Source organism: Saccharomonospora sp. CUA-673, from assembly GCF_001942305.1.
In the GTDB taxonomy this organism is placed as follows: Bacteria; Actinomycetota; Actinomycetes; order Mycobacteriales; family Pseudonocardiaceae; genus Prauserella.
Map to the genome: position 1 here is coordinate 27344 of NZ_MKKE01000007.1, position 25498 is coordinate 52841.

General features: G+C 70.2%; 23 protein-coding genes and 1 pseudogene. 8 read left to right on the plus strand and 16 right to left on the minus strand.

What is annotated here, in order from left to right:
* Positions 1-7 precede the first annotated feature (7 nt).
* Positions 8-943, minus strand: coding sequence for a non-homologous end-joining DNA ligase (ligD, locus tag BJF85_RS04210; RefSeq protein ID WP_075845852.1), 936 nt, complete (start codon positions 941-943; stop codon positions 8-10).
* A complete protein-coding gene (locus tag BJF85_RS04215; RefSeq protein WP_369822072.1) occupies positions 940-1890 on the minus strand; it encodes a hypothetical protein in 951 nt (316 codons plus the stop codon). The genes ligD and BJF85_RS04215 overlap by 4 nt, the downstream gene beginning before the upstream one ends.
* 311 nt (positions 1891-2201) lie before the next feature.
* On the opposite strand from BJF85_RS04215, the gene BJF85_RS04220 reads away from it, so the two are divergent.
* Complete coding sequence (locus tag BJF85_RS04220; RefSeq protein ID WP_075845909.1) at positions 2202-2987, plus strand: metal-dependent hydrolase; 786 nt, start codon at positions 2202-2204, stop codon at positions 2985-2987.
* A 96-nt stretch (positions 2988-3083) separates the two neighbouring features.
* Here the strand turns inward: BJF85_RS04220 and BJF85_RS04225 are convergent, their stop codons facing one another.
* The 4 genes from BJF85_RS04225 to BJF85_RS04240 all read right to left on the minus strand — a co-directional run bounded on the left by BJF85_RS04225 (position 3084) and on the right by BJF85_RS04240 (position 7538).
* Positions 3084-3656: a hypothetical protein gene (locus tag BJF85_RS04225; RefSeq protein WP_075845853.1), complete on the minus strand. Its 573-nt coding sequence runs from the start codon at positions 3654-3656 to the stop codon at positions 3084-3086.
* A 104-nt stretch (positions 3657-3760) separates the two neighbouring features.
* The gene (locus tag BJF85_RS04230) at positions 3761-5032 is read right to left on the minus strand and encodes an MFS transporter (RefSeq protein ID WP_075845910.1); all 1272 of its coding nucleotides are present in this window, start codon (positions 5030-5032) and stop codon (positions 3761-3763) included.
* Positions 5033-5074: 42 nt separating this feature from the next.
* Positions 5075-6277 carry a type III PLP-dependent enzyme gene (locus BJF85_RS04235; protein ID WP_075845854.1) on the minus strand — a complete coding sequence of 401 codons (1203 nt, stop codon included), beginning with the start codon at positions 6275-6277 and terminating at the stop codon, positions 5075-5077.
* A gap of 67 nt (positions 6278-6344) precedes the next feature.
* Positions 6345-7538: an IucA/IucC family siderophore biosynthesis protein gene (locus tag BJF85_RS04240; RefSeq protein WP_255375387.1), complete on the minus strand. Its 1194-nt coding sequence runs from the start codon at positions 7536-7538 to the stop codon at positions 6345-6347.
* Positions 7539-7567: 29 nt separating this feature from the next.
* On the opposite strand from BJF85_RS04240, the gene BJF85_RS29580 reads away from it, so the two are divergent.
* The gene (locus BJF85_RS29580; protein WP_255375375.1) at positions 7568-7858 is read left to right on the plus strand and encodes a hypothetical protein; all 291 of its coding nucleotides are present in this window, start codon (positions 7568-7570) and stop codon (positions 7856-7858) included.
* A gap of 94 nt (positions 7859-7952) precedes the next feature.
* Here BJF85_RS29580 and BJF85_RS04245 read toward each other — a convergent pair whose 3' ends face one another.
* Genes BJF85_RS04245 through BJF85_RS04255 form a run of 4 tightly spaced genes read right to left on the minus strand, consistent with a single transcriptional unit; the run spans position 7953 to position 12005 of the window.
* Positions 7953-9419: an IucA/IucC family siderophore biosynthesis protein gene (locus BJF85_RS04245; RefSeq protein ID WP_158056761.1), complete on the minus strand. Its 1467-nt coding sequence runs from the start codon at positions 9417-9419 to the stop codon at positions 7953-7955.
* Positions 9356-11032: an IucA/IucC family protein gene (locus tag BJF85_RS04250; protein ID WP_139320454.1), complete on the minus strand. Its 1677-nt coding sequence runs from the start codon at positions 11030-11032 to the stop codon at positions 9356-9358. The genes BJF85_RS04245 and BJF85_RS04250 overlap by 64 nt, the downstream gene beginning before the upstream one ends.
* An 8-nt stretch (positions 11033-11040) precedes the next feature.
* Positions 11041-11283 (minus strand): pyridoxal-phosphate dependent enzyme, encoded by a 243-nt coding sequence (locus BJF85_RS29585; protein WP_369822075.1) that lies wholly within the window; start codon positions 11281-11283, stop codon positions 11041-11043.
* A complete protein-coding gene (locus BJF85_RS04255) occupies positions 11181-12005 on the minus strand; it encodes a pyridoxal-phosphate dependent enzyme (RefSeq protein WP_255375377.1) in 825 nt (274 codons plus the stop codon). The genes BJF85_RS29585 and BJF85_RS04255 overlap by 103 nt, the downstream gene beginning before the upstream one ends.
* A gap of 171 nt (positions 12006-12176) precedes the next feature.
* Between BJF85_RS04255 and BJF85_RS04260 the strand changes: the two genes are divergently transcribed.
* The gene (locus BJF85_RS04260; RefSeq protein WP_075845857.1) at positions 12177-13268 is read left to right on the plus strand and encodes a MerR family transcriptional regulator; all 1092 of its coding nucleotides are present in this window, start codon (positions 12177-12179) and stop codon (positions 13266-13268) included.
* Positions 13269-13342: 74 nt separating this feature from the next.
* On the opposite strand, the gene BJF85_RS04265 is transcribed toward BJF85_RS04260, so the two are convergent.
* Positions 13343-13804: a MarR family winged helix-turn-helix transcriptional regulator gene (locus tag BJF85_RS04265; protein ID WP_255375378.1), complete on the minus strand. Its 462-nt coding sequence runs from the start codon at positions 13802-13804 to the stop codon at positions 13343-13345.
* 139 nt (positions 13805-13943) lie between these two features.
* On the opposite strand from BJF85_RS04265, the pseudogene BJF85_RS04270 reads away from it, so the two are divergent.
* From BJF85_RS04270 to BJF85_RS04285, 4 genes and pseudogenes are all read left to right on the plus strand, one after another.
* Positions 13944-14905, plus strand: a pseudogene (locus BJF85_RS04270) (ring-cleaving dioxygenase).
* Positions 14905-15540: an alpha/beta hydrolase gene (locus tag BJF85_RS04275; RefSeq protein ID WP_075845859.1), complete on the plus strand. Its 636-nt coding sequence runs from the start codon at positions 14905-14907 to the stop codon at positions 15538-15540. Before BJF85_RS04270 ends, BJF85_RS04275 begins: the two are co-directional and overlap by 1 nt.
* A 630-nt stretch (positions 15541-16170) precedes the next feature.
* On the plus strand, positions 16171-16944 hold the full coding sequence (locus tag BJF85_RS04280) for an Abi-alpha family protein (RefSeq protein ID WP_255375379.1): 774 nt from the start codon (positions 16171-16173) through the stop codon (positions 16942-16944).
* 265 nt (positions 16945-17209) lie between these two features.
* Positions 17210-18466 (plus strand): DUF445 family protein, encoded by a 1257-nt coding sequence (locus BJF85_RS04285; RefSeq protein ID WP_075845860.1) that lies wholly within the window; start codon positions 17210-17212, stop codon positions 18464-18466.
* Positions 18467-18478: 12 nt separating this feature from the next.
* Here BJF85_RS04285 and BJF85_RS04290 read toward each other — a convergent pair whose 3' ends face one another.
* The 5 genes from BJF85_RS04290 to BJF85_RS04310 all read right to left on the minus strand — a co-directional run bounded on the left by BJF85_RS04290 (position 18479) and on the right by BJF85_RS04310 (position 24075).
* Entirely contained in the window at positions 18479-19837 is a 1359-nt protein-coding gene (locus tag BJF85_RS04290; RefSeq protein ID WP_187346861.1) for a glycogen debranching protein, read from the minus strand.
* Positions 19834-20937 carry an ABC transporter ATP-binding protein gene (locus tag BJF85_RS04295; protein WP_075845861.1) on the minus strand — a complete coding sequence of 368 codons (1104 nt, stop codon included), beginning with the start codon at positions 20935-20937 and terminating at the stop codon, positions 19834-19836. Before BJF85_RS04295 ends, BJF85_RS04290 begins: the two co-directional genes overlap by 4 nt.
* A 73-nt stretch (positions 20938-21010) precedes the next feature.
* Entirely contained in the window at positions 21011-21682 is a 672-nt protein-coding gene (locus BJF85_RS04300) for a carbohydrate ABC transporter permease (protein ID WP_255375380.1), read from the minus strand.
* 214 nt (positions 21683-21896) lie between these two features.
* Positions 21897-22748 (minus strand): carbohydrate ABC transporter permease, encoded by an 852-nt coding sequence (locus BJF85_RS04305; protein WP_075845862.1) that lies wholly within the window; start codon positions 22746-22748, stop codon positions 21897-21899.
* Between the two features lies 1 nt (position 22749).
* Positions 22750-24075, minus strand: a complete 1326-nt coding sequence (locus BJF85_RS04310; protein WP_075845863.1) for an ABC transporter substrate-binding protein — start codon at positions 24073-24075, stop codon at positions 22750-22752.
* A 117-nt stretch (positions 24076-24192) separates the two neighbouring features.
* Between BJF85_RS04310 and BJF85_RS04315 the strand changes: the two genes are divergently transcribed.
* Complete coding sequence (locus BJF85_RS04315; protein ID WP_075845912.1) at positions 24193-25362, plus strand: ROK family transcriptional regulator; 1170 nt, start codon at positions 24193-24195, stop codon at positions 25360-25362.
* The last annotated feature ends 136 nt before the right edge of the window (positions 25363-25498 follow it).

Genomic DNA, 25498 nt, shown 5'->3' on the forward strand with positions numbered 1-25498 from the left:
ACCGACGCTACCCATGGTGGATCAATGTTGCGCTCAACAGTGGTCGGTCGCCCCCGATGAGGGGGCCGAACAGGTCACCGTGTGACTCTGCGCGCCCGCGGACATCTCGGGCAGTGAACACTAAATCGCTGGGCTTACTGCAAGTTGCTACTTCGTCCCACGTAATGGGAGTCGACACGGTGGGTCGCGGCCGGGCCCGCAGGGAGTACGGGGCAACCGTGGTCTTCTGCGGGTTGTTCTGGCTCCAGTCGATCAGTACCTTGCCGTGTCGAAGTTTTTTCGTCATTCGGGAAACAATCAGATCGGGCACTTCACGCTCGAGCCGGCTGGCGAGCATGTGTGCGTACTCGCGGGGATGTCCGGATTCGTTGGTGCGAATCGGTGTGTACAGCTGCATCCCTTTGGCACCGCTCGTCTTTGCGTAGGCGTCGAACCCGTCCTCGGCCAGTGCCTCGCGCAGCAGCAGGGCGACCCGGCAGCACTCGACGATCGTGGCGGGCTCGCCCGGGTCGAGGTCGAACACGAGCAGGTCCGGTTCTTTTCGGCCGTCCCGCGGCCCGACGGTCCACTGTGGAACATGCAGTTCGATGCTCGCGAGGTTGGCCGTCCACACGAGTGTCGGAAGATCCTGCACCACGGCGAAATCGGCGTACTCGGAGCCGCGTGCGCTGCCGGGTGTGTCGATGCGGGCCGTACGCACCCAGTCCGGTGCGTGCCTGGCGACGTTCTTCTCGAAAAACGACTGCCCCTCGATGCCGTCCGGATAGCGCTTCAGCGTCAACGGCCGGTCCCGCAGATGCGGCAGGAGCACCGGGGCGATCGCCGCGTAGTAGTCGATCACCTGGCCCTTGGTGAACCCGTCCTCCGGGTACAGCACCTTGTCCAGGTTGGACAGTTTGAGTCGACGGCCCTCGATGTCGACGGCGGGGTTGTGCTCGGTCATGGCCTCGTCTCCTGTGCGGCCAGTTCATCCGGGGTTCGGTCGGGGCGGAGCCCGCGCCACGACGGGGCGCGGAGTCTGCCGTCCTCGGTCCAGGCCTTGAACTCGACCTCGCCGACCATGTGGGGTCGCACCCAGTGTGCGCCTTTCGCCCGCTCTCGGGGAATGTCGGTTCCGAACGGCGAGTTCTCGCTCCGGATTCCGCTCAGCCGGGCGGAGAGGTCGGTCAGCATCGCCTCGCTGAACCCGCTGCCGACCTGTCCGACGTAACGCAGCCCGTCCACCGCCGGGTCGGGACGCCCCAGCAGGAGCGAACCGAGCGTGCCCGCCCGGCGCCCCTCGCCCGGTCGCCAACCGCCGATGACCACCTCGATGGTGTGGCGTTCGGAGATCTTCACCCAGTCGGTGCTGCGGCTGGCCTCGCGATAGGGCGAGGCGAGGCGTTTCGCCACGACGCCCTCGAGACGCTGCTGCGCGGCCGCGGCCACCACCGCGGCGCCGTCGTCGAACCGCGGCGACAGCATGCAGTGCGGCCCGTCGGGTGCGAGCTCCTCGAGCAGGCGCCGGCGCTGTTCGTACGGCAACGCCAGCAGGCTGCCGCCGCTGTGGTCACCGTCGTCGCTGCTCGCACCGTTGCTGTCGAGGTGGAGGAGGTCGAACACGACATACGTGACGGGCAGCTGCGCCGCGAGTTGCTCGGCACGCGCGCCGCCCGCGTGCATGCGCCGCTGCAGCGCCGCGAAGCTCGGGACTCCACCGGAGAGGGCGACGATCTCGCCGTCGAGCCAGGCCCGAACGTCCGGCGCGCCTGCCCCACCGAGTCCGCCGAGTCCATTCGGTCCGCCGAGGCCGGACAGTTCGGGATAGGTCGCCGTGATGTCCCCGCCGCGTCGGGAGAACAGGGTGCACCGGCCGTCGCGATCCGCGCGAGCGCGCGCACGCCGTCCCACTTGAACTCGAACGCCCATCCGTCGGAGGCGGGCAGTTCGCCCTGCACGGCGAGCATGGGCCTGATCAGCGTCGGGAGCATGGCCCTCGGTCTACCCGATGCCGTCGATGATCACCCGCCGAGTCGACGGCGCGCCCTCGCTGCGCCGCGACCCGGCGAGCTCGCGCCAGTGTCCCGTAGTCGCTCCCGTCCGCCGCAGTGCGGGCGTCTTTTTCGCGACTTTCGTAGGGTCCGGCGAGGTTGTCGGTGCCATGCGCAAGACTGCGTGTCGATCTTGTTCGTGCCGCTTTCGTGTTGGAGGACGACCACCCCATGATGGGCCGCACCCACGCGCTCACCGGCTGGTGTGCCGGGCTCGCCGTCGCGCCGCTCGCCGGCGTCAGCTCGCTCGCCCAGGCCCTGGTGTTCGCGGCGACGACGGCGGGTTACGCCCTGCTGCCGGATCTCGACCATCCGAACGCGCGGGCCTCGCGGCTGTTGGGCCCGTTGACGGGGATGTTGTCGCGGATGCTGCGAGCGACGTCGTCGGCGGTGTACTCGGTGACGAAGGGCCCGCGCGACGAGGACGGCGCGGGCACGCACCGACATCTGTCGCACACGGTGCTGTTCGCCGTGCTCGTCGGCCTGGCCGTGGGTTTCGGCACCGAGGCGGGCGGGCCGTGGGTCGTCGCGGGCGTGGTGATCGTCGGGTTGCTGCTCGCGGAGAACGCACTCGGCGACTGGTTGCTGCCGTTGACCGGCGGCGCGGCGATCTGGTGGGCGTGGGAGGTCTCGCCGCACGCGCTGACCGAACTCGCCGCGATGGGCGGACTGCTCGGACTCGCCGTCGCGTTGGGGTGCGTGACGCACTGCCTCGGCGATGCGCTCACCGAGTCGGGCTGTCCGTTCCTGTTCCCGCTGCCGATCGCGGGTGAGACCTGGTACGAACTGCGCCCGCCCGCGCTGCTGCGGTTCCGCACGGGCCGCACCTTCGAGAACAAGGTGCTGTTCCCGGCGTTCTCGGTGCTGGCGGTCCTGCTCATCCCCGGCGTCTGGACCATGTTCGCCGACCTGCTCTCCGGCCTCACCCCACCCCAAACCCCCACAGCAACCCAATAACCCCGTCCGCCGTGTCAGCAGTTGGCGTCGCCGTGTCAGCACCCCACGCCGCCGTGTCAGCACCCCACGTCGCCGTGTTGGCGCTTGGTGTGGCCATCACCAGCCGGGAACGGGTGTGGCTCGGTCGATCGGTTCGAGGGCAGCTGCCCGGTGGAGCTCTTGGTCGTCAGCCTCCGACAATTGGTCGATCTCCAGATCGATGAGACGGGCGTACTGGTGGGGAGCGTCGAACGTGGTGATGATCCCCCAGGGCAACGCGACGTCGATGGTCGCGGCGTAGTCGTCCGCGTCGAGGTGGTGCAAGGTCGCCCGAACCTGTGTGTCCGACGCGGCGTCGACGCGGTCGATGATCCAGTCGTCGCCGGTTCGTCCGAGGATCGGCGCGTGTTGGGGTAGGAACAAGGTGAAGGGAAATGTGCCTTCGAATCCGGTCGGCGGGCCGTCCTCGATGCTGCCGTCGGCGTACCTGCTCCGACTTGCGAGCGGGCTGTAGTACTGCGTGAGCCCGACGTCGGAGCGCGTGACCACGGCAACGCCGCCCTGTCCGTACAGGCAGGTGCCCGCCTGCGCGACGTTGTTGCTCGGCACCTGAATCTGCTCGAAGCCGAACCTGGCTCGTTGAAGCCGTGGCGGGCTCAGGAGCATGCCGATAAGTTCCTGGACCTTCATCGCTCCACGGTAACGAGCCCACTGGACTCGTCGCTTCCGTTCGTGTCAGCACCTCACGCGGCCGTGTCAGCGTTTGGCGTCGCCGTGTTGGCGTCTCGTGGCGGTCAGTCGCCGTTCTCGTGTTCGCGTTCGGCGTGGCGGAAGGCGCGTGGGGTCATGGTGGCCCAGACGACGGCGGCGGCGACGGCGTCCACGACGGCCGCGATCCACCACACGCCGCGCAGGTTCCAGTTCGCGGCGACGAAACCGCCCATCAGCGCGCCGAGCGGCGTCAGCCCCCACGCCAGCATCTTGTGACTGGTCAGGACCCGGCCGAGCAGGCGGTTCGGCGTGAACCGCTGCCGCGTGGACTGGGAGCAGACGTTCCACACGAGCACCGCCGCCGACTGCAGTGCCAGCACCGCGCCGACGAAGACCGGCGACGGCGGTGCGGCCGCGATCAGCACGGCGGTGACGATCGCCATGGTCGACGACATGCGCATCGACCACGAGTAGCCGAACCGGTCGACGACGCGGTGCACCGCGAACGTCATCAGTACCCAGCCCGCGGCGAAACACGCCAACATGGCGCCGTAGCCGAGCTCGCCCAGGCCCAGTTCCTGCGTCACGTACAGCACGAGCATCGCGATCGTCGCGCTCGCGGCGAACGACCCGAGCGCGACCGTCACCGTCACGGCCCGCAGCAGCGGCGCGGCGACCAGATACCGCAGCCCCTCGGCGATGTCGCGGAACGGATTGCTGCGGGTCGCGGGCCGTGGCGGGGCGACCGGTTCCGCCGACCGGCGCAGGCCCGCGGCGAGCAGCAACGCCGCCACCGCCGCGCCGCACGCCATCCACGCGGGCCCGCCCAACGCGAGCGCCAGGACCGCGCCGGCGACGGGTGGGGCGATGAACTGCGCAATGCCGCGTTCGAGGAGCATCATCCGCGCGTTGGCGGCGGGCAGCCGGTCGCGCGTGATGATCGTGGGCAGCAGCGCCCCGCTCGCGCCGTCGCCGAGCACCTGTGCCGTGGTCACCGCGAACGCGACGCACAGCAACAGCGGCAACGTCAACGCGTCGAGCGAACCGGCGACGGCCAGCACGCCCGCCGCGACGAGGAGCAGCACCTGTCCGGTCATCAGCACGCTCGTGCGCCGGACCCGGTCGACGAGCAGCCCCGCGAACAACGCCAGCAACAGCCACGGCAACTGGCCGACGACGTTGACGAGCGACACGGCCTGTGGATCGGTCGTGATCGTCACCGCGAGCATCGGCATCGCCGCGATCATCAGGCCCTCGGCCGCCGACCCCGCGGCCACGACGCCCTGCAACCGCGGCCAGTGCCCCGAACCGAACCACCGCGACCAACGGGAGGATGCGGTGGAATCGGGGCTCACCACCGCAGTGTGCCAGTTTCGTCGGCCGTGGGGTGTTCGTCCTCAGCGGAACACGTGCTCCGGGTGGGGATGGCTGAGGAAGTCGTGGTGCGAGATCTCCCAGCCGTACGCACCGGCGTGGACGAACTCGAGCACGTCGCCCGCGCGCACGTGGTCGACGACGACGTCGCGGGCCAGCACGTCCTTCGGGGTGCACAGTTCGCCGACGACGGTCACCGCCGACCCTGTCGCCGCGGGACGGGGCAACGCGTCCGGCCAGTCGTCGACGGCGCGCACCCGGAACGGATGGCTGTGCTGCCACGACGCGGGCAAGCGGAAGTGGTGTGTACCACCGCGCACGACGACGTACTGCGTGCCGTGGTTGCGTTTCACGTCGAGGACCTCGACCTCGTAGGTGCCGAACGGGGCGACGAGGAACCGGCCGCACTCGAAGTCGACCTCCGCCCAGTGCGGCGGAAACGTGGCCACCAGTCTGTCCAGTTCGGACGTGAACGACGGCCAGTCGAACTGCGGGCCAACCTCGCCGTGGGACGCCGATCCCGTCGGGGGCAGGTAGTTGACGCCGATCCCGCCGCCGACGTTGACGACCTCGCACCGCACGCCGAACCGGCGTTCCCAGCCGGTGATCTTGTCGCGGTAGAGCGTCAGCATCTCCAGATGCGCCGACGGCGACAGGTTGTTGGACAGCGAATGCAGGTGGAAGCCGGCGAACCGCACCCCGGGCAGCTCGGCCGCCGCGTGCATGGCGTCGCCGAGCCGGGACTCGTCGATGCCGAACTGGGTGGCGCCGCCCGCCATCGCGATCGTCGCCGGTGGGAACGGGCCTGCGAGGTTGACGCGGATCAACACGTCCGCCACGCGGCCCGCGGCGACGGCCACCGCGGAGATGCGGTGCAGTTCGAGCACGCTCTCGGCGTGGAACCGCACGACGCCCGCGTCGAGGGCTTGCGCGATCTCGGCCGGCGTCTTCGCGGGGCCGCCGAACACCACGGGAACGTCCGCGCCTGCCGCACGGGCCTTCGTGATCTCGCCGCCCGAGGCGACCTCGAACCCGGCGACGATCGGGGCGAGCGTGCCGAGGACCTCGGGAGCACTGTTGGCCTTCATCGCGTAGAACATCCGGCAGCGCTCGGGAAGTTGCGCCACGACCTTGCCGACATGCTCGGCCATGCCCACGAGGTCGTAGCGGTACCGGCACACGGGCTCGGGCAGGTCGGCGATGTTGTCCTTGCGGCCGCCGGTCATGCGCTCGCGAGCGGGTTGGGGACGGGGTGGATGCGCAGCTCGGTGTCGGGCAGCACACGTCTGCTGGTCAGTTTCTCCACGGCCACCTCCGGGGTGAACAGGTCGTATCGGGGTTCGGGACAACGGTGCAGATACCGGCGCAGGACGTCCGCCGTAATCGCCCAGAACTCGCGTTCGTCGAGTCCGTAGCGTCGGCGAGGAAGATCGCGAGCTCGCCGACGCCGACGAACAGCAGGGCGTCGAGCACGAAGTCGGCGACGAGCGCGGGGTCGTCGGTCTCGACGAACGAGTTGCGGTTCTCGTGGTACGACGGTGTCGAGCGCAGGGTCGGGGCGCGCTGGGGTTCGGCGAGCCGGTCGCGGCTGAAGCGGACCCCGTCGTGGAAGTCGCGCAACGCGACGCGCGTGGGCACGCCGTCGCGGTGCAGCAGCACCATGTTCTGCGCGTGTGATTCGAGCGCGATGCCGTGCCGGCACAGCAGGTGCAGCACGGGGACGACGACGGTCTCGGCGATGCGCCGCACCCACGGGGTGAGGCCCTGTTCGCGGACCCACGGATCGATCAACGGTGTTCCGTCGATGTCGCGCGCGGTGAGTCCGGTGAAGGGGACGCCCGATTCGCCGGCGTCGAGATACGGATGGAGGCTCTCCCGCCAGATGCAGGCGAGTGTGCCGTACGTGCTGCCGCGGCGGATCGGGTCGTCGCCGGCGGTCACGGCGGTGCCCATCAGTTCGCGCAGGAACACCGTGCGCAGCTCGTCGCGCAGGAACGGGTCGTCGGCGGCGATGCCGGCGAGCCATGCGGATATCGCCGGTGCGTTGTGGACGGTGTGCGGTGCCAGAACCCGGCTGGTGGACGTGTTCACGATCGACATCGACAGCTTCAGGTACGGCCGCTTCGGCCGGTCCACGCAGGACATCGTGCGGATCGACTGCTGGGGGCGGAAACGATCCGGGTCCGGGCCGAGCAGCCGGATCGCTCCGGAGGCGATCTCGGTGGCGAACGCCGCGGCGAGGTGGCGGTCCCACTGCCACGGATGCACCGGCACGAGCGTCCGGCTGGGCCCGGCCGCCTCCGGGTACTGCGCGCGCAGGAACGCGCCTTCGTCGGCCGGGCCCGCCACCTCGGCGATCGACCGGTCGACCGACAGCCACAGTGGACGGACGTTCGGCCGGAACTCCGGCCCGTAGGCGAGGTTGTCGTCGACACCGAAGCCGAGGCGCGATTTGTACGTCGGGTGGTAGCGATGTCCGTCGGTGATCGCGCCTCGAGGGCGTCGGCGTCGAGCCGGTGCAGGGGCGTGTCCTCGGCATGGTGGCGGTGGTGCTGGGAGAGGGCGTCCTTGACGTAGGTCTCCTCGAGTTCGCGGGCCAGGTGGGGAATCCGCTCGGGGTCGGCGTCGAGCAGGTCGGCCACGTCGCGAGGAACCCGCTCACCGACGCGGGTTCGGTGCCGTCGGCGGTGCGCAGGTCGTCGACCGTGACCCGGCCGAACGTGAACCGCCGTCGCGCGCGGAACGTGTACCGCGCGCCGTTGGGGCAGACGAGCTCGCCGTCGCCGGCACGGACGGCGTCCTCGTAGAGCAGCGATCCGAGCAGTTGGTGCAACACGCGCCTGCGTACGGCCGCGGCCGCCGGGCCGGTGAGGGCCGCGTCGAGTCGGGTCGTCTCCGGCATCAGGACGCATCCTCCCGAAGTGGGTTGGGGATCTCCACGAAGTACGGCCGCTCGCCGCGCTGGACGAACCGGCTGAGCAGGTTGGCCTTCGCCGGCAGCGTCGGCGCGGTGAGGAGGCTCTCCGCCTCGGGCCACGGCCGCATGGTCTCGCGGGCGACCGTCCACAGCGCCCGTTCCGAGGCACGGGCGGAGGTGCCGAGTGTGTGGATCACATGGCCGAGCTGGTTTGTCACCGCGTGGTACACGAGCCGTTGCCACGCCTCGTCGTGGTGATACATCGCGGGGCTCTCGGGCGGCAGCCCCGGATGCCGTGCGCGGTCGATCGCGACGCCCTCCATGTCGCGCACCAGGAAACGTGTGGGCATCCCGTCGTCGTCCAGGCACACCAAGGAATTCTGCACGTGCGCCTCGAAGGCCACGCCGTGGTCGGTGAAGGCCGTCAGCAGGGGCCGTTGGGCGAGGGTGACGTAGCGGGCGAGCCATTCGGCCGGATCGGCGATCCGTGCGGCGAACCGGGCCGGATCGTCGAGGAGGCCCGCGAGCACGAGCGCCTCCGGATCGCTCGACCGGTGGAGCGCGTTCAGTTCGCAGGCCAGGCCGTGCCCGGCGGCGCCAGGGGCGAGGGTGCGGAAGCCGTTCTCGGCCACGACACCGAATCCGTCGTAGGTGGGCAGGGCCGCGACGATCCGCATCGCGTCGGCCGCCCGGCGCAGATGCTCCCACGGCGTGTTGCGGACGAAGTTCGTGATCCGCACGTGCAGGGGCAGCTTCCACGACGAACCCGCCGCCGGGTCGCAGACGGTGCGCACCGACGAGGTCGGATACACCGGAGGGCCGAGCCGGCCGAGCGACACGATCGCCCCCTCGTCGACGAGCTTGCGCACGGCCGGATTCCGCATCAGGTGGCGGTACTGCCACGGGTGGACGGGAATCGGCGCGAACCCGGCGGGGGTCGCGGCCGTCACGTACTCGGGGACAGGGAGCCGACCCTCGTCGTGCACGAGTTCGCGGGCGAGGGCGACATACTCCAAGGAGAACTCGGCGCCGAGTTCCGGGGCGAAATCGCGCAGGTCCCGTGCGCTGAAACCCTCGGAGCTCTTCGGGGTCGGGTGGAACGGATGTCCGAAGAGGACGTTCTGCTCGGCGGCCCGCGCCGGGTCGCCGTCTCGCTGCGGACGGTCCTGTGCGCTGCGGCCCCTCGCGGCGAGGAACCGTGCGGTGTTCTCCGCGCTGCCGGCGATCTGCGCCTCGAGCACGCGCGCCCCGCGGAACCCGGTCCGCGCCTCGAGTTCGTCCAGCACCGTGCGGACGGCGTTGTGCGGCACCGCGGCGTAGTCGTGATGGCCGGTCGGAGAGGCGTGCGTGACCGAGAGCCGCACGGTACGTCCCGTGGTCGGCATGGTCAGCTCGAGCGTTCCCGCTCCGACGTCGTGGATGCCGTTCTCGCGGAGGTAGGCGTTGAGCACCCGGCGCCGCGCCGCATGCCGCGCGGCCTCGGGCGCGGACCCGGCGGGGCTGGTCGGCCGCAGCGGATTCGGGACCGATCCGGTGTCGGCGGGCATGCTGAGGCCCGTCGACCGGCCCCGGGCCAGCAGCGGGGAGAGGACGCGGCGGTGCGGCCAGGTGGGCGCGTCGAGCAGGGTCGTGCGGAGTTCGCGGGCGCGTAGCGGTCGAGGGCGACCTCGAGCGCCTCGCGCAGTGCTGTCCACAGCAGACGTTCCGAGACGCCGTGGGCGCGCGTGAGTGCGTCGATGATGCCGTAGAGGTTCACCTGGAAACCGAGGGTCTGCAGATACCCGGTGAGTTCCGCCGGAGCGTCGATGCGCAGCGACTGTCGTGCGCCTGGTTTGACGCGGTACTGCGGATCGGGCGTCGACAACTGTGTGGGGCAGTAGCGCACGGTGTCGTGGTCGCGGAGCACGAAGCGGCGTCCGGCGCGCAACACGTTCTGGCCGTGGACCTCGGGGAGGATCCCGTGGGCCAGGAAACCCACCGCCATGGCGCAGAAATCGCCGGAGAGGGTGCGGAAGAACGGTACCGGGTCGACCGGATACGCGGTGTGCCAGTCGACTGCGGCGAGCGCCGCCATCGGCACGGCCCGGTCGGCGCCCGGCGGATAGCTGCGCACCTGCGCGGCGAGGTGGCCCGGCCGGTCGGCGTACGGGTCGGCGGGGTCGGCCGGGTCGCCGTTCCAGCCGCACCACGTCGTCTCGTCGGCGACGAGCACCAGGTCGGCGAGGTTCGGATCCTGCTCGACAACCGTCCGGAGTAGACGTTCGCCGCGTTCGCCGTTGTCGAGATAGCGCGGCGGCAACAGTCGCTGCGAGCCGAGGGTGTTGACGCCGAGCGGAAGTTTGAGGTGTCGGGACGATCCACCCTCGTCCGGCGCGAGGGTGCGGATCGACGACGTCGCACGCCAGCGTCCCGTGTCGCGCCGGTGCACGCGGACGATTCCCGAGTCCACGTCGGCGGCGAACTCGGTGGCGAGTACGTGGTCGAGCTGCCACGGGTGCACCGGAACGAGCGTCTCGCCGGGGCGCGCGTCGGTGGGCATGTCCGGGACGGTGTCGGTGTTCCAGTCGCCGCTTCCGAACCGCAGCGCCTCGGTCCGCACGGCGAGCCAGTCGAGGCCGAACGTTCCTCGGCCGTAGCTGGTGAGTTCGTCGACGGTCCAGCCGACGACGGCCCGCGCCGTCGGGTGGAACGGCCGTCCCCGTTGCGCGGCAACCGATTCCGGATCGCCCGCGCGGGCCGGGACGGCGGCGTGCGCGGCGGCGGTGCGCAGATCCTCGGCGACCTGGACGGCGGCCGGATCGGTGCAGGCGACCGCGCGGAGCAGCGCGTCGGGGTCGGTGGTGCCGTGGTCGCCGATCAGCACCGGGCCGCCGGCATAGCGCCACGGTTGCAGTCCGCCGCCCGCGCGGATGCGGAACCGCACGTCGCCGACGCGGTACCAGTCGCCGTCCACCGTCCCGTCGGCGAACCCGTGGATCCGTTCGCGGATCAGGGCGTCGACGAGCTCGGCGAGGACCGTGGGATCGGCCCCTGCGGTCGGCTGGGTGGGCGGTTCGTCGGTCACGGCCGGCCTCACCCGCGCCGGGCGATCGCGTCGGCGAGCCAGTCGTCGTCGTAGACGAGGTCGAGGTAGCGGTCGCCGCGGTCGGGCAGGATCGCGACGACACGGCACGGTCTCGGCAGGTCGGGAAGGCTGCGCCGGAGCGCGGCGATCACCGCGCCGCTCGATCCGCCCGCGAAGATCCCCTCCGCCGACAGCAGTTCGCGGCAGGCGAGCGCGGCGTCGGCGTCGGTGACGTGCACGACGTCGTCGATCTCGTCGGGCCGGCACAGTTCCGGAACGCGGCTGGAGCCGATCCCGGGCAGCTCGCGCTGCCGGGTCGGCCCCCGAAGATCACCGACCCCGCGGCGTCGACGGCCGTGACCCGCAGGTCCGGGAACCGTTCGCGCAGGCGGCGTGCCGATCCGAGCAGGCTGCCCGTCGTGCTGACGGGTCCGAAGAGGACGGTTGGTGCCGCGGGGAGCTGGTCGACGAGTTCCGCGCCGATGCCGTGGTAGAAGGCCTGCGGATTCCGTTCGTTGGCGTACTGGTTGATCCACACCGCGCCGGGCCGTTCGGCCAGCAGTTCCCGCACGCGCCGCAGCCGGCTGCCGAGGTAACCGCCGTGGGCGTCGGTGTCGTCGACCATGTCGACGTCGGCGCCGAGATGGCGCAGGAGCGCGAGGTTGGCGCGGGTGGTCTTCGGGTCGACGACGCACGTGAACCGCAGATCGTGCACCCGCGCGGCCATGGCCAGCGCGACGCCGAAGTTGCCGGAGCTGCTCTCGATGAGCGTGCTGCCCGCGCGCAGGGTGCCGTCACTGAGGCCGCCCTCGACGATGAATCGCGCGGAGCGGTCCTTCATGCTGCCGCCGGGGTTCATCAGTTCGAGTTTGGCCAGCACCTCGACGTCCGGCTCGGGGAACAGCCGGCGCAGCGTGACGATCGGGGTGTTGCCGACGCAGTCGAGGACGGACTCGGCGGCGGCGGTGGTCACGGCGTACCTCAAAGCGCGAGTACCTCAGCGGGTCGGGATCTTGGTGAGGATAGTCTTACCTTACTCAAAGATGCGCGGTCGGGTGACCATGCGACCACAGATCGTGTTCGCCGGAAAGCCGCCAAAGGTGGACTTGACCTTCGAGCCTGCTGAACGGTCAGCATCGACGACATGGCTGACCCCGAGCTGATCCCGATCGGCGCGTTCGCGCGCCGCAGCGGCCTGACGGCGAGCGCCCTGCGGTTCTACGACGACGTCGGCCTGCTGCGGCCGGCCAGCGTCGACGGCTCGTCCGGATACCGCTACTACGCTCCCGACCAGCTCGAACGCGCGATCGCCGTGCGGCGGCTGCGGAGTCTCGAGATGCCGTTGCCGACCGTCGAGCGCGTCCTCGCGGACCCGGCCGACGCGGCCCGGATGATCGACGAGCACGTGGCCGGCCTGTCCGCGCGGGCCGAGGACGCCCGCCGTGCGGCCGTCGAGATCAAGGCGGCGCTGACCGGGGCGTCCGCGATTCCGCTCGCGACGGTGAAGGGGCCGGTGCTGGCCGCCGCTGTCGACCAGGTCCTGGCCGCGACCGGTGAGGCCGAGGAGTTCCCGGTGATCTCGGGCGTGCACGTCGAGATCGCCGGCGAGGCGGTGACGCTGACGGCGACCGACCGGTTCCGGCTGTCGACACGGACCCTCGTGCCCGACTCGGTGACCGGTTCCTGGGTCGGCACCCTCGACGGGACGGAACTGCGGTCGGCGCTGGTTCGGCTGCGGCGGGCGCACCGCGTGTCACTGGAAGCCCTGCCGGACGCGCTGCGCTGCCGGTTCGCCGAAGGCGAGGTGTCCGTTCACGTGGCGGCGGGGCAGTTCCCGGATCACCGGGCGATGACCGAGAACCTGCCTTCCCCTCGGACGCGGATCGTCGTCGCGAAGGCGGCGCTGCTGGCGGAACTCGAGGACGTCGCCGACGAGACCGTGCGGCTGAACGCCGAGCCCGGCCGCCTGACCCTGACGCCGGCGGCGAATGCGGAGGCACCGGTGTCGGCGTCGGATGCGGATGCGGGGGCGTCGGTGCCGGTGTCGGTGGATGCGGTGGTCGACGGCCCGGAGGTCGAGCTGTGGTTCGCGGTGCCGGTGCTGCACCCGGCGGTGGCGACGGCGATCGGCCCGGACCTGCTGCTCGACGTGCGGAGCCCGGTCGAACCGGTCACGGTCCGCTCCGCCGACAACGGCACCCTGACCACCCAGGCCATGCCCGTCGAACCCCGCTGAGCTCAAAAGCTCCCAAGGGCCCCATAGTCGCGTTCAACGCGACTATGGGGCCCTCGGGAGCTTGAAACCGGGGGTTACTCCGGGGCCGGGGTGTTGACGGTGCGGAGGGTGCGCATGGCCTCGGCGAGTTCCTCGGAGGAGCGGTTGCCGAGGGGGGTGAGCACGCGTTCGCGCAGGATGTCGGCGCAGGCCTTGCGGGCCTGGGACGCCACGTCGCGGCCGTGTTCGGTCAGGCAGGCGTACGTGACGCGTCGATCCTCGGAACTGGGTACCCGTTCGATGAGGTCGGCGGCGACGAGGCGGTCGGCGACCTTGGTGAAGCCGCCGCTCGACAGGGCTGCCTCCTTCGCCAGGCGCGTCATGGGAAGGCGGTGCTCCGGTGATCGGACGAGCCGCAAGAGGATGTCGAACGAGGCGGGCGCGAGCCCGAAGCGCTCGGCGATCTCGCCCATCAGTCGGTCCTGGGTGGCCAGGTAGCCCTCGATCACGAGGCCCCACCAGGTCACGATCTCGTCGTCGTCCGGCTCTGTCGTCACGTGGACGAGCGTACACGACGACTCCCGGAGCAGATTCTCACCCGGATGCATCTCTCCAGCGAAACTCTCTCGGGAATAAGTCTTGCACGCGAGATGTTTCTGGGATAAGTTCCAGTCATCGAGTTCGGAGGAGATAGCCATGGGATTCACGACCAGCGGCCTGCACCACGTCACGGCGATCGGTGGCGACCCGCAGCGCAATGTCGACTTCTACCTGCGCGGCCTCGGCCTGCGGCTGGTGAAGACGACCGTCAACTTCGACGACCCCGAGACCTACCACCTCTATTACGGTGACGGCGCCGGTCGACCCGGCACGCTGCTGACGTTCTTCCCGTGGCGCGGCGTGCCCGAGGGGCGCATCGGCACCGGCCAGGCCACGACCACGGCGTTCTCGGTCCCCGAGCACTCGCTCGCTGGTGGAAGCAGCACCTCGAGGCCTCCGGTGTCACGCCGGGGACCGTGGTGACCAGGGACAACGAGGAGTCGCTGACGTTCCGCGACCCCGACGGCCTGCAGATTGCGCTCGTCGCCCACCAGCAGCCGGACCCGCGCGACCCGTGGGACACGCCGTTCGTGCCCGCCGAGCACGCGATCCGCGGCCTGCACTCGGTGACGATGTCCGTGACCACCGAGGACGCCACGGCCGACATGCTCACCCGCGGTCTCGGCCTGTCGCTCGCCTCGCAGGAGAGTGGCCGGTACCGGTTCCAGGCCGGTGACGGCGGCCCCGGCACCTTCGTCGACGTCGAGATCACGCCGGACGCGCCCAGGGGCGTCGTGGCGGGCGGCACGGTGCACCACGTCGCGTGGCGCGCCGCCGACGACGACGAGCAGCTGGCCCTCCGCGCCGACCTCGTCGACCAGGGCGTCGGCGTCACCTCGGTGCTCGACCGCCAGTACTTCCGCTCCATCTACTTCCGCGAGCCGGGCGGCGTCCTGCAGGAGGTCGCGACCGACCAGCCGGGCTTCGACGCCGACGAGCCGCTGCTCGAACTCGGCCGCGCCCTGAAGCTGCCGCCGTGGCTCGAGCCCACCCGCGAGCAGATCGCCGCCGCACTTCCGCAGCTGCAGCTGCCCGCCGAGAACAACCCGGAGCTGTGATGACCAGGACGACCGAACTGCCGCTCGAGCACCGCTACGTCGAGGGCAGCAGCACCGAGCCGGTACTGCTGTTGTTGCACGGCACCGGCGGCAGCCCCGACGACATCCTGGCGCTCGGCAAGGAGCTGAGCCCCAACTCGACGATGATCGCGCCCCTCGGGCCGGTGTCCGAGGGCGGCGCGGCGCGCTGGTTCCGCCGGCTGCGCGAGGGCGTGTTCGACGTCGAGGACGTCGTCGTCCGCGCGGGCCAGCTCGCCGAGTTCGTCGAGGCCGCGCGCGAGCAGTACGGCCTCGCCGGCCGCAGGCTCGTCGCCGCCGGCTTCTCGAACGGCGCCAACATCGCCGCCGCCGTGGCGCTGCTGCGCCCCGACGTGCTCGACGAGGTGCTGCTGTTCTCGTCGATGTCGCCGCTGCCCGACGAGAAGCTGCCGGAGGCCTCTGCCACCGCGTTGGAGGGCACGCGCGTGTTCCTCGCCAACGGCAGGCAGGACCCGATGGCGCCGCTGGACTCGAGCGAACGGCTGGTTCGCACCTTCCGGGAGCGGGGCGCGCACGTCGCCGAGTACTGGCACCCGGGTGGTCACCAGATCACCCTCGACGGGCTCGACGCAGCCCGCACGTGGCTCGCGGACTAGGGAACCGACGAGCCACGAGGGAGACGTGCACTGCTCCGCCTGCGGCGCGGGGACATCGCCGAGGTGGCGGGGAGTGCACCTGGCCGGTCCGGTTCGAGGTGGGGACCTTCGAACCGCCGGCCATACCCGGCGCCGTGGGAAGCGCCGGGGAGCAGGAGGGGATCCGGAGCTGTGGGAAGCACCGGAACTTCGGGGAATGGAAACGACTGCCCGGTAGAAGTCGCAGGGGGACTTCTGCCGGGCAGTCGTGCGTTGCGTACCGGTACGACCCGCGGGCGCCCGACGGTTTCCGGTCCGGATGTCGCGTACCGAGCGTGAACCTTGCAAATTGCAAACTGGTCCTGTCGGCGGAACCGGACCGGGGTCCGGAGCAATACAGTTCGCCTGTCGATACTCGGACGGAACTGGCGTCGGCTCCGGGAGGTTCATGTGGTCCAGGTCGGTGACATGGTCGACTGTCCGCGATGCCACGGATCGGGCCTGACGCCGAATCGCGGCACGGCGTGTCCGAACTGCGGCGGTATCGGGCAGGTGCCGAAGACCTGACCCCCGTGTTACGGCTTTGCGTGTCGCCCCGGCAACGGGTAGTGATCAACAGGGCCGTTTGGTGGTGCCAGTAGCATCACGGGTGTGGAAGCGGACGAGTTCATGCAGCGCGCGGGGAAACTGGCCGGATGGGCGGCGCGAACGGGGTACACGCTGGGCAAACGCGTACCCGGCGCCGACAGCGCCGAGCGCTCGTTGCGCAACCTCGAGCAGAAGGCGCTCACCGAGCTCCACAAGCGGATGGAGAGCGCCAGCAACCGCCGGTTGATGGAGCTGACGGACCTGCCCACCGTGCCCGAGAATCCCGTTGTGCGGGGTGACGGCGCCGACCACGGCACGAACGGTTCCGGAACCGCCGGTACCGGCAGTGGTTCGACCGGATCGGGCGCGCGCAGCGCGTCGACGGCCGTTGCGCTGCCGCTGCCGCACGACCCGCTCCGCGCCGGCATGGCCGCGCTGCTCAACCGCTCGACGTTGATGAACCGCGACGCCGCCCGCGACTACCTCTACGCCTCGATGCTGCGTCAGCTCACGCCGGACGAGGCGCGCATCATCTCGACGCTCTCCGACGGCACCGACTACCCCGTGGTCGACATCGCCGAGAAGCGCACCGGCCGGGTGCTGCTGCGCAACGCCTCCACGGTCGGCAAGACGGCCGGGGTGTCGGCCACCGAGTACGTGCCCGTGTACGTCACGCGGCTGATCGGGTTCGGCCTCGCCGAGCTCGAGGCCGAGAAGACCGAGATGACGACACAGTACGAGATCCTCATGACCGACGAGACCGTGCGCAAGGCCGAGGATCTGCCAAACGCCCCAAGATCGTGCGCAGCACGCTGCGGATCTCGGCGCTCGGCATGAACTTCTGGATGGCCTGCGCCCCGTAGGTCTTCCCCCCACTCGATGCACCCAACGGCCCCATGGCTGCGTGGAATCGAGTGCAGCCACGCGGAGCGTGTCCGTTTGGGTGGGGGTGGGAGACGGGTCGGAGCAACTATGGGGCCCTTGGGAGTACTCGAGCGGCGTGGGTGTGTACCACTAGCGGTCGTACACCCGGCCGTGTGATCATGCCCGCCAGCGTCGGCGACGGGGCGGGCGCTGGTATCGACAGGTGTGGCGGTGATCGGTGGGCGAATACCTGCTCGGGCTCGTCGACGACTTCGTCGAACACTGGCCCATCTACATCTCGATCCCGATCGTCGCGGCACTGATCGGCTGGGCGACCAAGCTCGTCGCGATCCGGATGATGTTCGAACCCCTGGAGTTCCGGGGAATCCGGTGGCGCGGCAAACCGTTGTTCGGCTGGCAGGGCATCGTGCCCAGACGCGCGGCGCGGATGGCCGGTATCGCGGTCGACACGATGACCGAGCAGCTCATCTCCCCGCGCGACATCGTCGAACGGCTCGATCCGGACCGCATCGGCAAGGAGATCGAGGCGCCGCTGCGCGAAGCGGTCGGCGAGATCGTCGTCGACGTCGCCGAGCGCTACCAGCCCGGGCTGTGGGAGGCCCTGCCCGTCCGCGCACGCAAGCTCGTGATCCGCAGGGTGCAGAACGAGGCGCCCAAGATGGTCGCGGCCGTGACCGAACAGATCAAGGCCGACGTCGACTCGGTGTTCGACCTCAAGGACATGGTCGTCACCAACCTCGTCAAGGACAAGGAGCTGCTCAACCGCATCTTCCTGGAGGCGGGCGAGAAGGAGTTCCGGTTCATCAGCCGCTCGGGCGTGCTGTTCGGCTTCGCGATCGGCATCCTGCAGATGATCGTGTGGCTGGTGCTGCGCATCCCGATCGTGATGCCGATCTTCGGTCTGTTCATCGGTTGGTTCACCGACTGGATCGCACTGAAGATGATCTTCCGGCCGGTGAAACCGAAGAAGTACTTCGGCGTCACGTGGCAGGGGTTGTTCGTCAAACGGCGCGACGAGGTCACCGACGCCTACGCCGCGCTGATCGCCGACGAGATCATCACGCCCCCCAACGTCATCGACGCGGTGCTGCGCGGGCCGATGTCCGACCGCGTGCTGTCGATGATCCAGCAGCAGGTCGACCAGGAGTTGGCCCGGCACACGGGAGTCGCGAAACCGCTGGTGCTGCTCGCGATGGGCGGCAGTCAGTACCGCGAGCTCAAGGACGCCATCGCCGGATCGGTGATGTCCCGATTACCCGAGACGCTCCGCTACGTCGAGACCTACGCCGCCGACGCGATGGACATCCGCGGCACGTTGATCACGAAGATGCGCGAACTCGACGACGAGGAGTTCGAGGGACTGCTGCGTCCGGCGTTCCAACAGGACGAGTGGATCCTGATCATGACCGGTGCGTTGCTGGGTGGTCTGTGCGGTGAGCTGCAGGTGCAGCTCGTGCTGTTCCTGACCTCGTAGCCGGGGCGCCGGTCACACGCTGCACAGCCAGTCGAGGACGACGGCAGCCGTCCACGACTGGTTGGTGCTGCCCAGCGGCTTGCCGGTGAACGGTTCGTAGTACTCGCCGAACGCGCCGTCCGAGGCGAGGTACACGCCCTGGGCGCGGAACTCGCTCGCGTGCCGTTCCCACCCGCGCCGGCCGAACGCCCAGCCGAACAGCCAGGTGACGACAGGCCACTGCGGCCCGCGCCAGTACTGCCGCGGATCGAAGTCGGGCGAGTCCGGCGACACCGACGTAGGCACGGCCGCGAGCAGGTCCGGGTGTCCGGACCAACGCGGGCTGTCGAGCGTGGCGATCAACTGCTGTTCGACGTCGGCGGGCAGGCCGCCGCACAGCAGCGGCGAGAAGCCGGCGATCGAGTCGGTGGCGACCCACCGGCCGGCGCGGACGTCGCGGTCGCGGGCCATGCCGGTGTCGGGGTCGCAGCTGGCCGCGGTCGCGGCACGGGCGCGCTCGGCCCAGCCGCGCAGCTCGGCGACCTGTTCGGCGTCGGCGCCGATCTCCTCGCCGACCTCGGCGAGGTTGTCGGAGGCCAGCGCGAACACGGCCGTGATGAACACGTCGCCCACCAGGAACGCCGAGGTCTCGACGACCTTGTCCGGGTTGTAGTCGGCGCGGCGCATCTGCTCGATGAGCCACAGGTAGCGGTCGTACTCGTCGTCGCTGGGCCGCTCGCCGGGGTCGTCGACCTTGAGCACGTCGAGCCGCACGTACGGCGGCAGGTCGGGTCCGGGGTGGACACCGGCGTAGGCCGAGTCCCAGCGCGGCGAGTTGTCCATCCCGGACTCCCAGCCGTGCACGATCGTCACGAGTCCGTGCGCGTCGCCGGGCATGCGGTGGCGCACGATCCAGCGGTGCCAGCGGTACAGCGCGTCCCAGGCACGCGCGGCGAATCCCTGGGCGACGACGGCGTCGGCGGCCGAGGTCCGGCGTGCGGTGTCGATGATGCGGCGCAGTGCGATCGCGTGCACCGGCGGCTGGCAGATGCCGGAGGTGCGGACGCCGTCCGGGCGCTGCGGCGCGTCGTCGGTGCCCCACCGGTCGGGACCGGGGAAGTAGTCGTTGTCGCCGGTGAAGACGATGTGCGGGATCATCCCGTCGCGCCACTGGGCGGCCAGCAACGTGTCGAGCTCCCGCGTCGCGCGCGCGACGTCGAGGTGGGCCAGACCCATCGAGATGAACGCGGCGTCCCAGCTCCACATGTGCGGGTACAACCGCGGCGACGCGGTCACGAGATTGCCGGTGTCGTTGTCGCGCAGCACCATGGCCGCCCTGGCTGCCAGGTTCGCGGGTCTGTATGCGGCGCGGTTGCCGGTGGCGGTGGTCACCGGACCTCCAAGAGCAGAGACGTTTCGGGGTCGTACCAGCGGCACGCTTCGTCGGGCAGACGCAGGACCAGCACGCCGCCGGGCTCGGCCCGGAACGTGGGCGGGGCGGAGACCTTGACCGTCTGCCCGCAGATCTCGGTCGTCAGCAGGGTCGAGGAGCCCAGTGGTTCGAGCACCTGCAACTCTCCGCTGAGCACGTCGGCAGGGACCTCCCCGGAACCGCCGACCCCGATGACGTCGACGGCCTCGGGGCGCACGCCCAGTTTCAGGGATTGGCCTGCGTGCTCCGCCAACTCCGCGGGCACGGGCAGGGACTGCCCGCCGAGGTCCAGTCTAGGTCCGTCGTCGGTGTCGGCCACGACGCCCGTGAGGAAGTTCATGGGTGGACTGCCGAGGAAGCCGCCGACGAACTCGGTGGCGGGTTCGTCGTACACGTCGGTGGGCGATCCACATTGGACGATCTTGCCGTCGCGCATCACGGCGACCCGGTCTCCCAGCGACAGAGCCTCCACCTGGTCGTGCGTCACGTACACGGTGGTGGTGCCCAGCTGTTCGACGAGCTTCTTCAGCTCCGCGCGGAACGACAATCGCAGCAGTGCGTCGAGGTTCGACAGCGGTTCGTCCATCAGCAGCACGTCGGCGTCCATGACGATCGCGCGGGCGACGGCCACGCGCTGCCGCTGGCCGCCCGACAGTTTCGCCGGGTATCGGTCGAGATACGGCGTCAGCTGCAACAGGTCGGCCGCCCAGGCGACCTTTCGCGCGATCTCGTCGGGGTCGACGCCGTGCATCCGCAGGCCGAACCCGATGTTGTCGCGCACCCGCTTGTTGGGGAACACCGCGTAGCTCTGGAACACCATCGACAGGTTGCGCCTGCGCGGTTCGGCATAGGTGACGTCGCGGTCGCCGATGACGATCTGACCGGCGTCGGGCAGTTCGAGTCCGGCGATCATGCGCAGCAGCGTCGTCTTGCCGCAGCCCGACGGGCCGAGCAGCACCATGAACTCGCCGTCGCCGATCTCGAGGGACACCTCGTCGGTCGCCCTCGACGTGCCGCCGGGATAGGTCTTGGCCAGGTCCCGCAGGATCACCTCGGCCATGCGGCCCCTCCCTTCGGTGCGGTTGCTTGTTCGGTCATCGGACGCCTCACCGGTCCGGTCGGTCGTTCGGTTCTCAACGCAACGTCGTTCCCCACATGTTCACGAGGTAACGGCGCATCACGAAGATGAACAGCAGCGCAGGCAGGATCAGGGCGAACCCGCCGGCGAATCGATACGCCTGGGACGCCTCGGCCAGGGCCGTCAGGACCTGGGCGGGCAGGGTGCGGTGGCCCAGCGTCACGACCGTGGCGCCGAGAATCTCGTTCCACGACAGGACGAAGGTGAAGATCGACGACGCCGCGAGCCCGGGCAGCGCCAACGGGAGCACAACGCGGCGTGCGGCCTGCCACCGGGTGCAGCCGAAGATCTGCGCGGCCTCCTCGACGTCGCGGGGCACCGACACGAAGATGCTCGCCGTGATCAGCACGGTGGTGGGCAGAGCGAGGACGGTGTGCACGAGCGTCACGGCGAACACGGTGTCGTAGACGCCGAACTGGAGGAACAGGGTCGCCAGCGGCACCGACAGCACGACGATCGGCAGCGCGCGGACGAGGAGGATGAACACCTGGTACGGCTCCTTGCCGCGGAAGGCGTACCGGGCGAGCGCGTAGCCGGCGGGCGCGCCGACGACGAGCGACCAGAACACGGTGTAGAGCCCGACCAGCAGCGAGTTGCCGAACGCGGGGAACGTGCCGGTTGCCTGCAGGAACGCCTGCAGCGTCTCGGTGGACAGTTCCGAGGGCACGAGGGGTTTGGGGAACTCGCCGAGCGCGATCGGGAGGACAGGGCCGACAGCCCGATGAGGACGATCGGCAGCGCCATGAACAGCGACACGAGGATGCAGGCGAACTGCACCCAGGCGGCGCGGGTGCGGCGCCTGCGCAGCGGTGTCCGGTCGACGGGCGGCAGCTCCCGCCGCGCCGGCTGTGGTGTCGAGCGGGTCGACGGTGTTGTGGGGTTCATGTGGCCGCCTCCGCCGGGTTGCGGACCGTGCGCAGGTACAACACGGCTGTGCCGAGCGACAGGCCGAGGACGACGAGGGCGACGGCGCTGGCGACGGCCGGGTTCTGCAGGCCGACATACCACTCGTAGGTCTCGCCGACCAGCAGCGGGAAGTCGCGTCCGGTGAGCGCCTGCGCCACGGCGAACGCCTGGAGCGCCAGAATGGTGCGCAGGATCAGCGCCACCTGCAGGCTCGGCTTGAGCAGTGGCAACGTCACGTGTCGCAGCCGTTGCCAGAACGAGGCGCCGAACACCTGCGCTGCCTCGTCGTACTCGCGCGGCACCATCTGCACGCCGGCGACCACGATGACGAACACCAGCGAGGTGGCGCGCCAGATCTCGGCGAGCACGACGGTGAGCAGCATCGTGAAGGTGTTGTCGTAGCTCAGCCACTGCACACCGTGCTCGGACAGGCCCAGCGACACCAACAGCGAGTTGAGGTAGCCACGGCCGTCGAAAATGGACAGCCACACCAGTCCGGCGGCCAGCTCGGAGATTGCCAGCGGAATGCACCACAGGTAGAAGTGCCCGCTCGCGAACCGGGGCTTGGCCTGGATGAGCAGCGACATCGCGACCGCCAGTACGAGCTGCACCGGCACGACGATGACGATCAGCAGCACTGTGTTGCGGAGCGCCTCGAAGAAGTACGGGTCGCCGAAGAGGCGCTGCCAATGAGCGAGCGTGAACCCGCCGTCCTGGGTGAACGCGGCGAGTACGCCGGACACGAGCGGCCAGCCGAACAGGGCGAGCAGCAGCACGATCGACGGTGTCAGCAGCAGCCACGGCGAGCGCAGCAGCGCACCACGCATCTCAGCCCACCTCGCAGCGGTCGGCGGGCGGATCCGGCGCCCAGCACGGGACGTTCAGTTCGGATAGCACGTTCTGCAGCACCCGGGCCTGCGTGTCCAGAGTGGACCGGATGTCGGCACCGCCGAGGACGATGGCCCGGAACGAGTCCTGGAAGACCTTGCTGACCTCGCCTTCCCGTTCGCCCAGACCCACCGGTGGCAGCGACAGGATCGCGTCGTCGGCGGCCTTCTGCTTGGCGACCGCGTCGGCCTCGAGCCGGATGGCGGGCGGCAGGTCGTCGGGGATGTCGGTGTCGACGACGGGGAAGAAGCCGTTGGAGCGCAACACGTCCAGCTGGGCCTCGGGCGTGGTCAGGGCCCGGATCGTGGCACGCGCGAGCTCGGGATCGGTGCTGCCCTTGGGGATCGCCAGGCCCGCGAGCACCGCCATGTAACCGAGACCGTGTTCCCCGCGCGGCGCCGGCAACATGCGCCAGTTCTCCGGGTCGCGTTCCGGCGCCTCGACGAGGCGGACGACGTGGTCCCAGGTCATCCGCACCTCGCCGGTCTCGAGGGGCTCCTGCATGAAGTCGTAGGTGGTGCTGGCGGGATTGCAGTTGGCCCACAGCTCGCGCAGGTACTCCCACGCGTCGACCGCCTCCGGCGAACGGAACGTCGTGATCTGCCCACCGGTGAACGACGGCAGCAGGTATCCCTGTGTGAAACGGTGGAACAGGCCCTCTGGGCCGAGGGGCAGGCCCAGCATGGGACGACCGCCGTTGGCGCGGCGAGCCGCGATGGCCCAGTCGAGGAACTGGTCGTAGGTCAACGAGTCGGCATCGGCGCCCGGAGGCAGGTGCTCGAGCGCATCGGCGTGCGCGGCGAGAACGTAGCTGGCGTCGGCCCACGGGATGTACCAGACGCGATCGGTGCCGGACCGGGCGAGATCGACGTAGTCGGCGGGGAACCCGCGGTCGCCGAGCTCGTCGAGTAGATCGGTGACGTCCTCGAGGTGGCCGTCGGCGAGTGGGGTGAGATCACCGTGGAGTCCGCCGAGCAGGCCCATCTGGGTGGCGCCCGCGTCGACCTGGCTGCGCACCTGGCCCGCGAACGGACCCTCCTCGATGGTCACGTAGCTGACGTCGTCGATGGTCTTGGCGAGGGTGGAGCGGAACGCCTCGGCCTCGTTGACCGGACGGAACTGCGTGGACAGGAAGACCATGCCGCCACCGCCCGTGGTGGCGAAGCCGGTGCAGCCGGCGAGTCCACTCGTCGCGGCGAGGGCGCCCGCGGCACCGGTGGCGCGCAGGAACGTGCGGCGGGAGAGCCGCGACCGGCCGCCACGCATCGCCGTCTCTTCGCGCTCGGATGTTACAGACTTTTGTCAGGGTCGTTAACATAAGTAGGGTGGGGGAGATTGTCAATGTCGGTGAGGCCACTGCGGGCGCGGACGAGGGGAGACGTGGTGACGAACCAGTCGGCGAATCCGCCGAGCGCGACCTCGCCGGGGCACGTGCTGGCGGTGCTGCGTGCGCACGGCCCGATGACCAGGCAGGAACTGCAGGAGCGCATCGGCCTGTCACGCGTGACCCTCGTCGAACGACTCGACGCGCTGCGCAGGCAGGGCTTCGTGCGCGCGTCGGGGCATCGCGACTCGAGCGGCGGCCGGCGTGCGGAGCTGCTCGAGGTGGACGACGAGACCTCCGCCGCGCTGACCGTCGACCTCGGACAGAGCCACGCGGCGCTCGCCGTGACCGACCTGCGCGGCAGCGTCGCGGCACGCGAGACGCACCGGCTGCCCGTGCGGCACCGCCCCGACGACGTCGTCCCGATGCTGTTGGACGCCGGCCGGGAGTTGTTGTCACGCACCGGGCGGACCGGTGCGCTGCGGGCGATGGCGCTGTCGCTGCCGGGGCAGATCGACCACGAGCGCGGGGTCACGGTCGCGCCGCCGACCATGCCCGACTGGAACGGGCGCACGCTGCGGGATCCGTTCGAGGACGCCTTCGGCGTGCCCGTGCTGTTGGAGAACGACGCCAACGCGTTGGCGTTCGGCGACTACTGCGCCATGGGCCGTCCGGATTCGACGGTCCTCGGCGTCAAGGTCGGCACCGGGATCGGCGCGGGGGTTGTCGTATCGGGGCGGATCCACCGCGGTGAGAGCGGCACCGCGGGCGAGATGGGGCACATGCGCATCGAGGGAAGCGACCGCCGATGCGGCTGCGGACGCCGCGGGTGCGTCGCCGCCAACGCCAGCGGGTCGGCGCTGGTGCGCGACCTGCGGGCGGTGGGCGTCCGGTCGATGGACGACGTGGTGCGGCGGGTCGCCGACGGCCGCGGCGACGCCGTGCGCGCCGCCGCCGAGGCCGGACATCTCGTCGGGACCGTGCTGGCCACCGTCGTGACGATCATCAATCCGCGGTTCGTGCGCGTCGGCGGCGCCGTGGGCATTCTGCCGCCGTTCCTCGAAGCCGTCCGCAAGGCTGTCGAGGAGTACGCGCACGCCAGCGCATTGCGCGGCCTGGAGGTGTCCGGATCCGAACTCGGGGAGGACGGCGCGTTCGTCGGGCTGGCCGGCCTGGTCGCCGACGCCACCCTCAGCCCCGCCGCAGTCGACGCCACCCTCGCCCCCTGAGCCGTGTCAGCACCCCACGACGCCGTGTCAGCACCTCACGACACCGTGTTGGCACCCCACGTCGCCGTGTTGGTGCTCCACGACGCCGTGTTGGCACTCCCAAGGGCCCTTTGGTTGCGTTCAACGCGACCAAAGG

Bases quoted from the DNA above. Each gene is read 5' to 3' on its own strand.
- BJF85_RS04305 (WP_075845862.1), bottom strand. From the start codon at position 22,748: ATGCGTGGTGCGCTGCTGCGCTCGCCGTGGCTGCTGCTGACACCGTCG.
- BJF85_RS04235 (WP_075845854.1), bottom strand. From the start codon at position 6,277: ATGACCGGCGGCCGCAAGGACAACATCGCCGACCTGCCCGAGCCCGTG.
- BJF85_RS04225 (WP_075845853.1), bottom strand. From the start codon at position 3,656: ATGAAGGTCCAGGAACTTATCGGCATGCTCCTGAGCCCGCCACGGCTT.
- BJF85_RS04295 (WP_075845861.1), bottom strand. From the start codon at position 20,937: ATGGCCGAGGTGATCCTGCGGGACCTGGCCAAGACCTATCCCGGCGGC.
- BJF85_RS04275 (WP_075845859.1), top strand. From the start codon at position 14,905: ATGACCAGGACGACCGAACTGCCGCTCGAGCACCGCTACGTCGAGGGC.
- BJF85_RS04220 (WP_075845909.1), top strand. From the start codon at position 2,202: ATGATGGGCCGCACCCACGCGCTCACCGGCTGGTGTGCCGGGCTCGCC.
- ligD (WP_075845852.1), bottom strand. From the start codon at position 943: ATGACCGAGCACAACCCCGCCGTCGACATCGAGGGCCGTCGACTCAAA.
- BJF85_RS04260 (WP_075845857.1), top strand. From the start codon at position 12,177: ATGGCTGACCCCGAGCTGATCCCGATCGGCGCGTTCGCGCGCCGCAGC.
- BJF85_RS04310 (WP_075845863.1), bottom strand. From the start codon at position 24,075: ATGCGTGGCGGCCGGTCGCGGCTCTCCCGCCGCACGTTCCTGCGCGCC.